The 15,914-nt window shown below is 39.8% G+C and carries 13 protein-coding genes; 7 read left to right on the top strand and 6 right to left on the bottom strand.

The genetic code is table 11. From position 1 onward, the window contains the following. Nucleotides 1–36: 36 nt before the first annotated feature. From bfr (SJY38_RS17070) to SJY38_RS17060, 3 genes are all read right to left on the bottom strand, one after another. Entirely contained in the window at nucleotides 37–501 is a 465-nt protein-coding gene (gene bfr, locus SJY38_RS17070) for a bacterioferritin (protein WP_004588793.1), read from the bottom strand. A gap of 12 nt (nucleotides 502–513) precedes the next feature. Continuing rightward, the gene (gene bfr, locus SJY38_RS17065) at nucleotides 514–987 is read right to left on the bottom strand and encodes a bacterioferritin (RefSeq protein WP_024031963.1); all 474 of its coding nucleotides are present in this window, start codon (nucleotides 985–987) and stop codon (nucleotides 514–516) included. 166 nt (nucleotides 988–1,153) lie between these two features. Next, on the bottom strand, nucleotides 1,154–2,224 hold the full coding sequence (locus SJY38_RS17060) for a PepSY-associated TM helix domain-containing protein (RefSeq protein ID WP_377110351.1): 1,071 nt from the start codon (nucleotides 2,222–2,224) through the stop codon (nucleotides 1,154–1,156). Between the two features lie 421 nt (nucleotides 2,225–2,645). Here SJY38_RS17060 and SJY38_RS17055 point away from each other — a divergent pair, with 421 nt between their 5' ends. From SJY38_RS17055 to SJY38_RS17030, 6 genes are all read left to right on the top strand, one after another. Further along, entirely contained in the window at nucleotides 2,646–7,403 is a 4,758-nt protein-coding gene (locus SJY38_RS17055; RefSeq protein WP_377110350.1) for a PAS domain-containing protein, read from the top strand. Between the two features lie 10 nt (nucleotides 7,404–7,413). Next, nucleotides 7,414–7,899 (top strand): GNAT family N-acetyltransferase, encoded by a 486-nt coding sequence (locus SJY38_RS17050; RefSeq protein WP_377110349.1) that lies wholly within the window; start codon nucleotides 7,414–7,416, stop codon nucleotides 7,897–7,899. 128 nt (nucleotides 7,900–8,027) lie between these two features. Further along, a complete protein-coding gene (locus SJY38_RS17045; protein WP_248461914.1) occupies nucleotides 8,028–9,383 on the top strand; it encodes a DNA-3-methyladenine glycosylase 2 family protein in 1,356 nt (451 codons plus the stop codon). Beyond that, the gene (locus SJY38_RS17040; RefSeq protein WP_377110348.1) at nucleotides 9,380–9,850 is read left to right on the top strand and encodes a methylated-DNA--[protein]-cysteine S-methyltransferase; all 471 of its coding nucleotides are present in this window, start codon (nucleotides 9,380–9,382) and stop codon (nucleotides 9,848–9,850) included. Before SJY38_RS17045 ends, SJY38_RS17040 begins: the two co-directional genes overlap by 4 nt. A 67-nt stretch (nucleotides 9,851–9,917) precedes the next feature. After that, nucleotides 9,918–10,712: an amino acid ABC transporter substrate-binding protein gene (locus SJY38_RS17035; RefSeq protein WP_154945456.1), complete on the top strand. Its 795-nt coding sequence runs from the start codon at nucleotides 9,918–9,920 to the stop codon at nucleotides 10,710–10,712. Nucleotides 10,713–10,813: 101 nt separating this feature from the next. Then, nucleotides 10,814–11,398, top strand: coding sequence for a thymidine kinase (locus SJY38_RS17030; protein ID WP_004588785.1), 585 nt, complete (start codon nucleotides 10,814–10,816; stop codon nucleotides 11,396–11,398). On the opposite strand, the gene ltaE is transcribed toward SJY38_RS17030, so the two are convergent. Both ltaE and rlmF read right to left on the bottom strand, forming a co-directional pair. Further along, nucleotides 11,381–12,385 (bottom strand): low-specificity L-threonine aldolase, encoded by a 1,005-nt coding sequence (gene ltaE, locus SJY38_RS17025; RefSeq protein ID WP_377110347.1) that lies wholly within the window; start codon nucleotides 12,383–12,385, stop codon nucleotides 11,381–11,383. The two genes, SJY38_RS17030 and ltaE, sit on opposite strands and share 18 nt — an antisense overlap. 49 nt (nucleotides 12,386–12,434) lie before the next feature. Next, on the bottom strand, nucleotides 12,435–13,367 hold the full coding sequence (gene rlmF / locus SJY38_RS17020; RefSeq protein ID WP_138579159.1) for a 23S rRNA (adenine(1618)-N(6))-methyltransferase RlmF: 933 nt from the start codon (nucleotides 13,365–13,367) through the stop codon (nucleotides 12,435–12,437). Nucleotides 13,368–13,495: 128 nt separating this feature from the next. Between rlmF and SJY38_RS17015 the strand changes: the two genes are divergently transcribed. Beyond that, complete coding sequence (locus SJY38_RS17015; RefSeq protein ID WP_377110346.1) at nucleotides 13,496–14,398, top strand: alpha/beta fold hydrolase; 903 nt, start codon at nucleotides 13,496–13,498, stop codon at nucleotides 14,396–14,398. 10 nt (nucleotides 14,399–14,408) lie between these two features. Here the strand turns inward: SJY38_RS17015 and SJY38_RS17010 are convergent, their stop codons facing one another. After that, the gene (locus SJY38_RS17010) at nucleotides 14,409–15,836 is read right to left on the bottom strand and encodes a sulfotransferase (protein WP_248450386.1); all 1,428 of its coding nucleotides are present in this window, start codon (nucleotides 15,834–15,836) and stop codon (nucleotides 14,409–14,411) included. Between the last annotated feature and the right edge of the window lie 78 nt (nucleotides 15,837–15,914).

Genomic DNA, 15,914 nt, shown 5'->3' with positions numbered 1-15,914 from the left:
TTATAAAGCTGCTTTTTTTTATGACCTAAATTTACCTTACAGTTGAGACTGTAAGTAATTTTCAAGCCCTGTATTTTGAATAAGTAGTTGCTGGGTTTCTAGCCAGTCAATTTGTTCTTCCTGCTCGTTCAAAATATTGTCGAGTGCTTCACGGCTAATATAATCTTTTTTGTTTTCAGCTAATTTAATTGCACTGCGCAAATCATCAATTGTATCAAGCTCAAAGCTCATATTTGCGGCAATCATTTCTTCGCTGTTTTCGCCAATGCGTAAACGGCCTAGGTCTTGTAAGTTAGGTAAGCCTTCTAAAAATAAAATACGTTCGATTAAACGATCGGCGTTTTTCATTTTTTGAATTGAAACTTTGTAGTCTGCTTTATCAAGCTGGCTAAAACCAAAATCTTTAAACATGCGGGCATGCAAAAAGTATTGGTTAATACCCACAAGCTCATTAGCGAGCACTTTATTTAAAGCTGCTATAACGTCTTTATCGCCTTTCATACTTTATGCTCCTTACTCGCCCATTTGTGCTTGGTGGTAGTTTTGCGTACCAATTTTATCAATTAGACCAAGTTGTTGCTCTAACCAATAAACGTGATCTTCTTCGGTATCAAATAATAGCTTTTCTAACACTTCGCGAGACTGATAATCTTGCTGCTCTTCACAAATAGCAATTACCTCTTTAACACATGCAACTACTTCAAGCTCTAGTGTTAAATCGTTTTGCATCATGCTTTTTACATCGTTACCAATTAAAAGGTCACGGCGTTTAGTCATGTTAGGCACGCCTTCTAAAAACAAGATGCGTTTGATTAGCCAATCAGCATGATCTTTTTCTTCTTCCATTTCATGGTTAAGGCGTACATATAATTTATCTAAACCCCAGTCATCATACATGCGTGAATGAATAAAATACTGGTCAATTGCGGCTAACTCATTGGCTAGCAAAGTATTAAATGCATCGATTACTTTTTGATTACCTTTCATGATAAATCACCTTAACTATTTTAATTGTGCACAGTGTAGTTAAATTTGCGTATTTTGCAAGTTTTTCTATAAAAATCATTAATTTACAATTGGTTTTGATTCTTATTTAAGTTTGCGTTATTGCTTGGTTTATGTACATTTTTGCATTTTCATTTAAAGGGTAATGCTATACCCACTTGTGCCGTTTGCACCATAAATAAACACCACTGAGTATAAAAAATGCTAACGACAGTGATACTAAAAGCCATACAAATTTTACAATCGGCCCTGCAAATGCGCCAGTATGAAACACATATTTAAAGTTCCATATATGGGTGACTGCATTTGCTTTACTGGCATCATACGCGCTAAGCACTTTAGCGTTGTATGGATTTACCCACACCCAGCTATAAGCATGGCTTTCTCCTGGGTTTTGTAGGCGTAAAGCGATTGGGTCATTGTGTTTTTTAGGTAAGTAAATACGATACAAAATCCCCTCAGGAAATACATCAAGAGCTTTATTTATTGCTTGGTCGTAGTTAATACTTGCTGTTGATTTTGCTATCACTGTGGGCGCTTTAGGCCTATTTTGTACTTGAGAAAATGCCACGGTTTCTACTAATGTTTTGGTCGCGCTTTTCCAATTAAAGGTGATACCTGTAAAGGCTATAAGCAATAGCGGTAATAAAACATAAACACCAAGCACGGTGTGTAGCTGATACATAAGTACTTTAAATTTGGCTTTAGGTTTAATCGCCAGTCGTTTTAGGCGGTTTTTAGGCTTAACCCATAAATAAAAACCCACTAACACATTTATTATTAATAATAGGGCGCATACAGAGACTACGTTTTTTAGTGGTTTTTCACCAGAGGCTGTTTCAAATAATAGCCAGCGATGCAAAGCAAGGGTAAAACCATACAGCGTGTCATTTGTTTGGTATTGAAAAATTACTTTGCCTGTATACGGGTTCACACTGGCGTTACTGCCATCACCTAATCTAAATTGCCAGCTGGCATTAGGATTACTAAGGGGCATAAAGCGGGTGATTTTTTTATCTGTTTGCTGCTGTACTGCGCGGATTAACTCTGCGTGGCTAAGCGTTTTGGTTTGTGGTTCTACCTGCCATTTATCGGGCTGAATATAAAATTGTATGTCATTTGCATAGAGTAAAATGGCGCCGCTAATACTGAGTATTAACAAAAAAAGGCCACTTAGTAAGGCAAGGTATAAGTGAATTCGACGTAACCAGATTTTCAAAAGTAATCTCTATAATAAGCAGTTACAGCGATTGTAAGTGATAGAACAGGTGTTTATCAATTTATAAAATGTGACCCTTTGTGTAAGCAAACTACTGTATATAAAACCGCGAACAACACGCTAAGCTTTAGTCCCTTAAATAAAGTTTAAAAATTTAGTGGCTTAAGTCAGTAAAAGTTCGTATGAGTAATGCGCTTTAATTTTTATAATAATGAAATAAACACCAGCTAAAAATTAAAATATGCACGGTTTGCGTTCTTGCTTATTTTTACGTGTAAATTTTAATTGCAACTTATTGATGTTTAAACTGTAATTATGTGATGTATTTTAAACGCTTTGCGGGCTAAAACTTGCGTCTTTTAGGTTTTAGTGCATTAATATAGGTAATAAATAATACAATTACAGTTATTGGATATATAGCATGGTTGAAGGAAAAAAGTATGGGCTGCTAAATGGCACAGCTCAGTCTGTGCGTAGTAAGCTGATCATTACTTTTTTAGTTATTGCTATTGTTCCACTTTGCTTGCTGACCTGGTTTAGCTTACGGCACGTTAATAATACCTTGCAAAAAAATGCAAATGCAGAGCTTCATGAATTAAGCTCTATCGCCTCAGAGTTTGCTAATTTATGGTTTGATGATCACCTTACTGATTTATATACCTTTAAAAATCAGCTTTCTAACTTCCCGCTTGAACAAAGCAAATTAATAAATCATTTTGTTAATCAATATGACTTTGTAAACAGTATAGAAATTATAGCTGCATCGGCACTTAAGCAGCCCATTATCTCGCCTTACGGGCAGATAAACAAAGGTGAGCTTAGTACGCTAATTAATTCGGTTAATACCTCAACGCCAGCCGCTTTTGGCTCTGTTATGTTAAATGGCAAACAGTTTAATATTGTGGCTATGCCTTTGCTTAATTCGGCGCAACAACTAGAGGGTGTAATTCTCACAGAAGTAAATATTAATGGCCTTTTAAAAAGCTTAAACACCATTCACAACATGCACAACGAAGTGAGTTTTTTTGTACTACATAATAATAAAATAGAGCGCTCTTCAGTAACAAATGCAGATGAGGCGCCTGTTTTTTCGCAAACGGCACTCACCAGTAAGCAAGTGTTTGATTACGCCAGTGCCAACGGCACGACATACCATGCATATATTAGTGATTTAAATTTTTTAGGTGTGCAAGGGTGGCAACTTTTAGCAGCAAAACCTTTGCATATTATGCTCAAAGACTCTACTTATTATAAGCAGCTGGCTATTTTTACAAATGCAGTTTCTTTACTTCTCATTTTATGCGCAGCGTGGTGGTTTAGTCGGCGCTTATCTAAGCCTTTAATTCAGCTTACCTCAGTAATGGCCCGAATTACCGATGGCGAGAAAGTAAAGGTGCCTACTTTAACTGATAGCCACGAGTTAAATAGGTTATCAGTAGATCTTCAAAAAATGGTGGCATTTAAAGAAGAGCAGCAGAGCATACTGCAAAAGCAGCGCTCTGCTTTGCAAACTGCGTTTAAACAATTGGATGAGCAAAAAAGTGCCCTCGATGAGCATGCCATTGTTGCGGTAACAGATTTAGCGGGCACTATCACTTTTGTAAATAAGAAGTTTTGTGAAATTAGCGGCTATGAAGAACATGAGCTTATAGGCCAAAATCACCGTTTACTTAATTCAGGAAGGCACGACAAAGGCTTTTTTAAAAGCATGTATAAAACCCTTAAACGGGGTGAAGTATGGAACGGCCAAATATGTAATAAAGCAAAACATGGTGGCTTTTATTGGGTAGACACCACCATAGCGCCATTTTTTGATGAGCACGGTAAACCGCAAAGCTATATAGCCATTCGTACTGATGTCACGCCATTAAAATTACAAGAGCTTGAACTTGAGCAGCACAAAACCCAACTTCAGTTAGTCATAGATACCACCGCCGTAGGAATATGGGATTGGTTTATAGATACCAGCAAAGTGACTTTTAATAATCGCTGGGCAGAAATAATAGGCTATAAACTCAGCGAGTTAGAACCTACCACTATTAATACTTGGTATAAGTTTGCACACCCCGATGATTTGGTTATTTCAGAGCAAAAGCTAAAAGCGCATTTTAATGGTGACACCGATTACTATGTCAGCGAAGCGCGAATGAAACACAAAGATGGCCACTGGGTTTGGGTACTCGATACTGCAAAAGTAGTCGACTGGAACCTAGATGGGTCGCCTCGTCGTATGATTGGAACACATTTAGATATTACCGAGCGCAAGCAAATAGAGTCTGAGCTACAGTATAGCCGCGATCGCTTTGCTTCTTTGGTGGAAAATATTCCAGGGGTTATTTATCGATGTAAGTTCGATAAAGCTTGGACCATGTTGTACATGAGTGACCAAGTAAAAGACATAACAGGCTATACGCCTGATGACTTTATTAATAATAAAACACTAAGCTTTGCCGCTATTATTCACGATGGCGATCAAGATGTTGAGCTGCAAGTAAGTACCTGTATTGCACAAAAGCTGCCTTGGTCTATTGAATACAGAGTAAAAAGAAATGATGGCAGCATTCGTTGGGTACACGAAAAAGGCCAAGCAATTTATGGCGATGACAACGAAGTTCTTTATTTAGATGGCTTTATTTTAGACATTACTGAGCGCCATAATACTCAAGTAGAAATTACCCGCCAACAAAACCTGCTTGAAGCAATGAGTAAACAAGGCCAAATTGGCGCATGGGAAATAAACCTTGAAAACCAAACCATGTATTGGTCAGACGAAGTAAAAGTAATACACGAAGTTCCCGACGGGTTTGAACCTAACATTGATACAGCCATTAACTTTTATAAGCCAGGAGAGCACCGCGATAAAATTAGTACGTTGTTTGAATGTGCGGTGACTTTAGGCGAAAGCTGGAGTGTTGAGCTGATAATTTTAACTTATACCGGTAAAGAGCGCTGGGTTAAGTCGATGGGGCAGGCGGAGTTTAAAGACGGCAAATGTGTGCGTGTTTTTGGCTCGTTCCAAAGTATTGATGCACATAAACGGCTAGAGTTAGAAAGCGAAAAAGCAAACGCCTATAACAAAAATTTAGCGTCATTAACGGTTTCGCCTGAAGTACAAAATAGCGACGTTGCGCAAGTTAAAAAGCTGGCGATAAAGTCGATGGTAGAGGTATTAAATGTTGAGCGTGCCTCTATTTGGATATTTAACAAACAGTGCGACGAAATGGCGTGCCATGGTTTATATACTAGACAAGATGGATTTGTAGATTTTGACGGCGTTCTTAAAAAGGCTGATTTTCCAAGTTACTATGAGGCTATTTTTGAGCAAAACCTAGTGGCGATTGAAGATGTATATACGCATAAGGCAACCATTGAATTTACGCAAAGTTATACTCAACCATTAAATATTCAGTCGATGCTGGGTGCGGTTATTTCATCAGGCGATGGAAATTTAGGTATTTTATGCGCAGAAACTGTAGGGGCTAAGCACATTTGGACGCAAAGCGAAGAAACCTACTTGCGCTCTTTGGCTACGTTAGTCGGTAGTACCTTGGTCTCGCAAAAGCGTAAAGAAACCGCTGAAAAGCTAAAGGTTGCTTTAGTGCAAGCACAAGATGCTGCTATAGCAAAAAGCCAGTTTTTAGCAACTATGAGCCACGAAATTCGTACACCGATGAATGGCGTATTAGGCATGTTAGAGCTGGTAGAGTTAGAGCCATTAAGTAAACCAATAGAAAAAAAGGTCGCTATTGCTAAAAGCAGTGCTCATTCTTTACTTGGCGTTATTAACGATATTTTAGATTTTTCTAAGGCGGAAGCAGGTAAAGTTGAGCTTGAGCATATACATTTTAATGCGCGCGACTTAATTGGCGAAATAGCCGAGGCACAGGCCTTTACCGCACAAGAAAAAGGCATTGAGATTATTTTAGATTTAGTCTCCTTGGAGCCTTCACATTTAATGGGCGACCCCGGGCGCATACGCCAAGTGGTAACCAACTTAATTAGTAATGCAGTTAAATTCACCAGTCAGGGTGAAGTGGTGGTGAGCGCATCTATAGAAAAAACCGACCAAGACCTACTGCTAAATATAAAAGTAAAAGACTCAGGAATAGGCATAACCAAAGCAAAACAACAGCAATTATTTAACCCTTTTTCCCAAGTGGATGCATCAACCACGCGAGAGTACGGAGGCACGGGGCTAGGGCTTGCTATATGTAAACAGTTATGTGAGCTAATGAATGGTAAAATTTCACTGGCAAGCGAACCTGGCAAAGGCAGCGAATTTACTGCAACCATGCAAGTGGCTGAAGGCATCGAAAAAGAACGTACTATCCCTAATATCAATATGAGTTCGTTAAATGTACTACTGGTTGATGATAACGAGACAAACCGCTTAGTTATCTCTCAGCAATTAGGGCATTGGGGGGCTAATGTTACGCTTGCTAGTAGTGCAAAACAGGCGCTTGAACTATGTGCACAGCGCATAGGAAATGATCAGCCTATGTTTGATATTGCCGTGCTAGACATGCAAATGCCAGAAATGGATGGAATGGAGCTGTGTAAAGTGCTTAAAGCACATGATGACTATAAAGCCATGCCATTAGTAATGATGACCAGTATTGCAGGTATGGAAGGCGCTCAGCGCTACTCAAAAATTGGTTTTCAGGCTTATTTTCCTAAGCCGGTTACAACCGCCGATTTAATTTCTGCGTTATCGGTTATTACAAGTTCAGACAGCACCGAGCCCCTTCCTTTGGTGACCCCAGGGTATATTTCGTCACTCAGAAAAGAAAAATCAGACACACCTGCAAAAATTTTATTAGTTGAGGATAACCCCGTTAATCAGCATGTTTCTACACTGATGCTTAAAAAGCTAAATTGCGAAGTGATACTGGCGCAAAATGGTCAAGAAGCCATAAATACCTTAAGTGAGCATAACGAAGGGTATTTTGATTTAGTGTTAATGGATTGCCAAATGCCGGTAATGGATGGCTTTGACGCCACGGCTAATATAAGAGACGGTATGGCAGGGGATGAGCACAAAGCAATAAAAATAATTGCCCTAACCGCCAATGCAATGGACTCAGATAAAGAGCGTTGTATTAATGCCGGTATGGATGACTACTTAACTAAACCCATTCAGCTTGATATTTTAAAAGAAAAAATAGAGCAGTACTTTTAGGATTAATAACATGAGTAAGCAAATAGAAATACGCGACGCTAAAAAAAGCGATGCGCCAACCATTTTACAGTTTATTACCGAACTGGCCATTTACGAAAAAGAACCCGATGCAGTAAAAACAGATGAGCAGGCAATTATAAAAACGTTGTTTAGTGAGGGGGCAACAGCACACAGTGTTATTTGCCTTGAAGGTGATGAGCCTATTGGCTTTGCGGTGTATTTTTATAATTACTCTACCTGGCTGGGTAAAAATGGCTTATATCTAGAAGATTTATACGTAAGCCCCGATAGCCGTGGCAATGGTGCGGGCAAACTAATAATGAAACACCTTGCTAATAAAGCCATAAAAAACGACTGTGGACGTTTTGAGTGGGTAGTACTGGATTGGAATAAACCCGCTATAGATTTTTATAATAGCATTGGGGCAAAAGCCCAAAACGAATGGATAATCTACCGCCTAGCAGGCCAAGACTTGCTCGATTTTGCAGAGCAATAGTGATACTAAAACGCTTAATTAAGTGGGTTGGTATAATACTTTTTTAAAAGCAGATGAGTGCCGAAAACGGCCAGTATCTGCTTTAAAAATTGTTATGCTGAGGTACGTTTTATTGATTAAGACCCTACATGAATAATCAGTATTGGCAAAAAGCACGGCAAAGCCGCGATGCACGATTTGATGGCTTATTTTACGTTGCGGTAAAAAGCACCGGTATTTATTGTCGGCCAATTTGCCCCGCGCCCACCGCTCAAGAAAAAAATGTGGTGTATTATCAATATGCGCACAACGCAGCGCAAGCAGGCTTTAGACCGTGTATACGCTGCAGGCCCGATAGTGCTCCGGGCAGCGCTGCTTGGCAAGGGGTAAAAACAACCGCGCTCAGAGCTAAGCAGTTAATTGATTTAGGTGATAGTTGTAATTGCGAAATGCTAGCTACTCGTTTGGGTATTACCAGTCGATATTTGCGACGCATATTTAATCAGCACTTTGGTGTGTCTGTTACTCAGTATCGGTTATTTAACCAATGTCAGTTTGCTAAAAAGCTCATTCAAGAGACCACATTACCCATAACCGATATTGCATTTGCCGCTGGGTTTAAAAGTGTGCGACGTTTTAACGATGCTTTTTTACAACAATTAAATATAGCGCCATCAAAGCTCAGAAAATCAAAAAAAGAGGCAACCCCTGTGATTGTATTAACTCTCCCTTTTAGACCTCCTTACAATTGGCAGGCTTTGCACAGCTTTTTGTCAAAGCGGTTAATAGAGCCTATGGAGTGGATAACCCCAACCAGTTACGGGCGAACATTTAAGCTAAAAGGGGCGGTAGGTTATTTTAATGCGCACTTTAAGGCGCAAAATAACCATTTTAAAGTTGAAATAGTAATAAATAATACCGAGCACTTACAAAAAGTAATTAACAATATACGCCGTGTACTTGATGTAGATGCCGATATAAACCCTATTGAAAGCCATTTAAAAAGCAGTATTAATGGGGCATTTACATTAAGTGAAGGGCTACGCTTACCTGGGATATGGTCAAGCTTTGAAGCGGGGATCCGCGCTGTATTGGGCCAACAAGTTAGCGTGGGGGCAGCGCACACTTTAGTAACAAAGCTGGTCGCAGAGCGAGGCGATAAACACGCAAATAAAGTGTATTTTCCACAGCCTGAGGGTTTAGCGACATGCGACTTTGAATTTTTTAAAATGCCGCAATCGCGCAAAAATGCATTAAAAAATTTATCTAAGTACTGCGCTGATAACCCCGATAACAGGGTTTTGGATAATTGGCTCGATATAAAAGGCATAGGCCCATGGACTGTTAATTACGCCAAACTGCGCGGGCAAAGTAACCCAGATATACTATTAGCCGGCGATCTCGGGGTAAAAAAGGCGCTGATCAATGCTAAGCAATTTAACCCAGAGCTGAGCGCTCCATTTCGCTCGTACTTAACGTTTCAACTATGGCAGCAACTTTCATGATTATACAGACCGCAATTTCGAGCCCGATTGACGATGTTATTATTCAAGCGACTGAAAACGGGGTGAGCTATGTTGGTTTTTACCCAAAAACACACTACACCCATACACCCGTTGAGCAAGTAACAAATGAAGCGGTTTTAATCTGCGTACAACAATTACAGGAATACTTTAATGGTCAGCGCAAAACCTTTAATGTGCCATTAGATACGCAAGGTACGCCTTTTCAAAATGGTGTATGGCAAGCGTTGCTAAGCGTCCCTTTTGGCAAAACCATGACCTACGGCGATATAGCTAAACAATTAAATAACCCTAAGGCGGTAAGAGCAGTCGGGGCTGCAAATGGCAAAAACCCCATTAGTATTATTGTGCCATGCCATCGAATTATTGGTGCAAACTCAAAGCTTACTGGGTACGCTGGTGGCCTTGAGAGAAAAAGTTGGTTACTAAAGCATGAAGGGATAATTTAACTGTTACAGCACTGGCAGCTTTGTTATCACAAGCTACAATTTACATTATTTACTAATAAAAATTATTATGAGTATCAGCAGCTTAAATTATTTATTTATAATTGGTTTGATGTTTTCTTCAGCAGTGTTTGCTAACCCTCAAACACTTATATTTTGCTATGAAGATAAAGACGTTGCACCTATGTTTTTGGGCATTGGGCAAGAGGTACCTATAGATAACCCTGGCGCCTCAATTGAAATTTTAAAGCAACTGGATGCCGACATACCCAATGTGGCTATTTCTTTTGTTAGAAAACCATGGCGCAGATGCCTAAACGATTTAGAACTTAACCGTGTTAATGCCGTTATTGCCAGCTATCGTGATGGGCGTGAACGTTTTGCTGTGTACCCTACAAACGAAAAAGGGGTGTTGCTAGAAAAATTTGCAGTGAGTCGTTTTAGTAGCTGTTTAATAGGGCGAGCTCGTTTTCATAAACAATGGCAAACACGTGAAGTATTTCAAAATAAAGCGTTCACTATCGCCATTCCTAATGGCTATGGCTTAAACAGCGCGCTAAAAGAAGAGCCTTTTTATATTCATAATACTTTTTCAAAAGACAAAGCATTTGAATTACTTGATAAAGGAGTGGTACAGGCAAGTGTTGATTTATGCCAAGTAGATGACTTAAAAGTGTCGAGCTATCAACATAAAGGGAGCGATGTAAAGCCCCTTTACCCACCTTATGAAACAACCGACGGTTATTTAATTTTTTCAAAGCAGTTTTACCAGCAAAATAGCCAGCTTAGTAAAGAAATATGGCAATGGTTAGCGCGCTTTGACAGTGCACAAATTTATATAAAATACTTGCAAGCTGTTGAGTAATAAGAAAATCAAAGCGCTTATTAACTAAAATAGCGATATGAAATTGGTATTAATCGCATATTAAGGTAGCATAAGCGCACTTTTTATCTTAAGGCACGGCAATGGCTCAATTATACTTTTACTACTCTGCGATGAATGCGGGTAAATCAACCACCTTATTACAATCTGCGTTTAACTATCGTGAACGCGGTATGGAGCCAGTTATTTTAACGGCTGCAATTGATAACCGCTCTGGTGTAGGAAAAGTATCGTCTCGTATCGGGCTGCAAGCTGATGCGCATATATTTGATGCGTCAAAAAATGTTTTTGAGCTGATCCAAAATCTGCAAAACGAAAAAAAGCGCCATTGTGTATTGGTTGATGAATGCCAGTTTTTGTCTAAAGAGCAAGTTATGCAGCTGACTGATGTGGTTGACGAACTTGGTATTCCGGTATTGTGTTATGGCCTGCGAAGCGACTTTAGAGGTGAGTTATTTATTGGCTCTCAGTACTTGCTAGCATGGGCCGATAAACTGGTTGAACTTAAAACAGTGTGCCATTGCGGCCGTAAAGCCAATCATGTGTTGCGTACAGATGAAAACGGCAATGCTATTGCCGATGGTAACCAAGTAGAAATTGGCGGCAACGACCGTTATGTGTCGGTGTGCCGCAAGCATTATAAGGCTGAGTTAAATATGGGCCGCTAAGGCTCGTATAAAAGTATCTATATCATCTTGGTTTATATCAAGATGAGTGACTAGCCTAAGCTGTTTGCTTGGGCTAATTAATATGCCTTGTTGTGCTAATTGCTCGCTAATATGCGCTATATTTAACTCACTTGAATAGCGCGCATACACCATGTTAGTGGTGTTACTCATATCAACGCTAAACCCATCGAGCTCATTAAGCTTACTTGCTAAATAACGCGCATTAGCGTGGTCGCCTTTTAAGCGAGAAACGTTATTTTCAAGTGCGTATTGCCCCGCGGCTGCCAGCATTCCGGCTTGGCGCATGCCACCACCGAGTACTTTTCTCCAGCGCCGTGCTTTTGTGATAAGCGCCTTTGTGCCTAGTAATAGCGAGCCAACGGGAGCACCTAGCCCTTTTGATAAGCAAATTGAAACAGAGTCAAAATGCTGGGTTATATCTGTAATATCAACGTTTAATTCAACCGCTGCATTAAACGCACGTGCGCCATCTAAGTGCAGAGCTAACGAGTGCTCATTTACAAAATGACGTGCTTTGGCTAAGTAGCTAAGGGGGAGTACTTTTCCGCCTATGGTGTTTTCAAGGCTAAGTAAGCGGGTGTTAGCAAAATGGCTATCATCTGGTTTTATTGCTGCGGCAATTTTATCAAAGCAGAGGCTGCCATCGGGTTCATTCTCAATCGGTTGTGGTTGAATAGAGCCTAATACTGCAGCGCCACCGCCTTCAAATTTATAGTTATGGGCATTTTGCCCGCAAATATATTCATCTCCGCGTTCGCAATGAGCCATAAGCGCAAGTAAGTTAGCTTGCGTGCCAGAGCTACAATAAAGTGCGGCTTCAAAGCTAAAACGCTCACTTGCATAGGCTTCTAGCTGGTTTACGCTAGGATCATCCCCATACACATCATCGCCTACTGGCGCGTTATACATTACATCGCGCATGGCTTTTGAAGGTTTAGTAACCGTGTCTGAGCGAAAATCTATCATGGTGGTTATTCCTTTATTAAGTACTACAGGCTTTATTGTTTTTATGGGTTTAAACAAGCTCTTCAAAAATTTGTTCACGGGTGGCTTTATCAAAATAACTCCAGGCAATAAAGCGACTTACTTTTTGCCCTTGTGCCATGTCTATAATTTTATATTCGGCAATAGGGAGGGTGCTTAATTTATTTTCTAACACTTTAAGCGTTTCTTTTTTTGAAACCAAGGAGGTAAACCATATTACTTGCTCTGCAAATTGCTCACTTTGAGCAATCATATTGCTAATAAACTGTGCTTCGCCGCCCTCGCACCATAACTCATTATTTTGCCCGCCAAAATTAAGGGTGTTTTTAGGTGATTTTCCTAAGTTTTTCCATTTGCGCTGCGACCCTTTATTGGCCTCTTCTGCGCTTGCGTGAAACGGGGGGTTACACAGGGTTAAATGAAATAAATCTTTTTGATTTATAATGTTTTCAAAAATAGATGATGCGTTTTTTTGGTGTTTAAGGGTTATTTTTAAACCATTAAATTGGGCGATTTGTTTCGCTATTTTTATTGAATTTGCATCGATGTCGCTACCAGTAAAGTGCCAGTTGTATTCATGATTACCTGTTAACGGGTAGACCAAATTGGCCCCTGTGCCAATATCGAGCACTTTAATTTGCCTGCCAGTTGGAATATTTTGTTGGTTGTCGTCGCTTAATAAGTCTGCCAAGTAATGAATGTAATCAACGCGACCAGGAATAGGAGGGCATAGGTTATGCTCAGGAATATCCCAAAAATCTATTTTATAATGCGCTTTTAAAAGCGCTTGATTAAGCGTTTTTACTGCTGTGTTATTGGTAAAGTCAATGCTCTTACTCCCCGCAGGGGTGACGATGATGAAAGGGGTTAACGCATCATGCTTATCGCATAGCATGTCTAAATCGTAGCCATGTAAATGTTGGTTGCGTGGGTGGAGCTTGTTAGAGACTTGTTTTGATTTCATAGCATTAATTTAGCAATTAAATAATGGCGCAATTGTATCAAATGCCCCACTAAAAAGTGCAACCATTTACTTTAGAATTAACAGTGGTACTGGTAGGATGAGTGGCTAAAAATAATAAAGGAAAATTTGTGGCAATTACACAGCACTCACATTTTGTTCAACTAGGCAATCAGCAAACGCTACATTTACGCCGTATAGCAAACGACAAGCAAGCGGGCCCCGTGGTTTTTTTTATGCACGGCGCAGTAGAAAATGGCAAAATTTTTTATACTTACAGCAATAAAGGGTTAGCCCCTTATTTGGCTGAGCAAGGCTACTGCTGTTATGTAGCAGACCTGCGCGGGCGTGGAGAGAGCAAGCCGCTTATTTCGCCACAGGCTAAATATGGTCAAACAGAGGCAATAGTAGAAGATATCCCCGCCTTTATTAATTACATTGAACAATTTGAAGGTAAAAAGCCAGACTATTGGGTTGCTCACTCTTGGGGAGGCGTTTTAATGAATAGCGTTTTTGCACGTTTTCCTGAGTATTTAAAAGAGGTTAAAGCGTGTGCTTATTTTGGCTCTAAACGCTCTTTGTTTAACAATCACCCTAAAAAGTTACTACAAGCAAATATAATTTGGTACTTTATGGCGCCCATATTGGCTAAAAAACAGGGGTACTTAAACGCAAAAGGCTATAAGTGGGGCAGCGATAACGAATCGCAAAAGTCGCATTATCAAAGCATGCAGTGGGCTAAAAAAAGGCCATGGATAGATAGCGATGATGGTTTTGACTATGCAAAAGCCTTAGCTAAAGTGCAGGTGCCTCCTACACTACATATTGGCGCTGTAAACGATAAGGCTCTTGCGCAGCCTATTGATATTAAAAAGTTTATGGCAGAGTCCGGACCTGGAAAACAAACCCTTAAAATTTATGGCAAGCGCCATGGTCATAGTGTGGATTACGATCATATTAATATGCTAACTCACCCTCAGGCACAGGATGAGCAATTTAAAGATGTTGTAAGCTGGTTTAACGAGCACAGTTAGGCAATTAGGCTCATTCAAATTGTTTTAAAAGCGGTGTTTTATAGCGCTCCCAATGCGCGAGTGCCTGTGTATTAATTGGCTGCCTAATGGCTTGTTTGCTTAATGTGCTAACAGCAGCCTTACGCTTATAAAATGCTAAGCATTGCGGTTCATACTCACACCCTAAAAACGAAAATAAAGCACTTAGCTGCGACTCAGGCTCGGCAACTATTTGCTCATAATGAATATCGTATAGCGGTAATGAGGGCAGGCTGCGCCAATGATCCATTAATTTTGCATACAACGAATGGTAAAGTTTAAATTCTTTTAAATCACAAAAGTACGGCTCATTTTCGGCAAAGTAGTTACTGAATACCGAAAAAGCAGTGGCGTTAAAATCCCTACTTAAATTAATAAATTTAGCATTGGGGAACAGCAAGTAAATTAAGCCAATAGACTGATAGTTACTCGGTAGCTTATTAATAATGAAAGGGCGTATAGGCTGTGCTTTTTTTAATTCTTCAATATAAATATTGCGAGCTTTTGCGATTAAATCGTTACTAAGTGCGCTTAAGCATTGCGGGTAAGGGGTTTGCGTTTGCTGCTCTATAAATGCCACCACTTGGTTAGCGATACTGGTGTTTTCACCTAATGTGGCAAACTGTGAGTGGCTGGCCATCATTTGCTCAAGTAAGGTTGAGCCGCTGCGGGGCATACCAATAATAAACACAGGCGTAATAGTGCCGGTAAAAGTGTGATCGGCAGATTCAATTAGCTGTTGTGTATTATGCGTTATAATTGTTTCATAAAAAGGCACTAAGTCACTGGTTTTAAAGTGAGTAAGCTTTTTTTGAAGTTTGTTGGCAAGCACATAGTAGTTAAATGCTTGCTCTGTATCTTCTAGTTTGTCGTAGCTTTTACCTAACGCGTAGTAACACACCATTTTTAAACGCACGTTATTCGTTTGCGTTAAAAAGTGGTGCAGGTTGCTCACATAATTATGTTCTTTATTGAAACGGCCTAATTGTACTAGTTCAAATAAAATATAGGCAGTTACGGGGTAAAGCCCCATGCTTAGTGCATGCGCAAATGTGGTGTGTGCTTTGTCTAATTCGCCGTAGCTTAAATAATGCTGAGCTAAATAATAATGAGGCTCTGGGTTATGGCTTGCGAGACTTTTAGCATATTCGAGTACTTTAAGCGCATCATTAGGGGAATTAACGCCGTTAAATGCATCGGCAAGGGCGTGCAGTGGCTCAAGCATATGGGGTAAACGTTCGCATGCTTTTTGTAATAAGTATACCGCTGCATCAAAGCGCTCTAACCTAAGTGCTATCCTGCCTAAACCAAATAATGCTTCGCCGCTTTGCGGGTTACTATTTAAAATTGCTTTAAAATGAAACTCGGCTTCTTTGAGTTTATTTTCTTGTAGTAATTGATTGGCTTTTTTAATTAGCATGATGAGGCATTATTGTTTTTTAATTAATATAAAATAAAAAAGGCGAAATGTCTTAACATTTCGCCTTGGTTTATCATG

This window comes from Pseudoalteromonas sp. R86517, from assembly GCF_042466295.1.
Taxonomy (GTDB): domain Bacteria; phylum Pseudomonadota; class Gammaproteobacteria; order Enterobacterales; family Alteromonadaceae; genus Pseudoalteromonas; species Pseudoalteromonas atlantica.
Note: the sequence above shows the minus strand (reverse complement) of the source record. Positions and strands in the feature narration are given on the sequence as shown.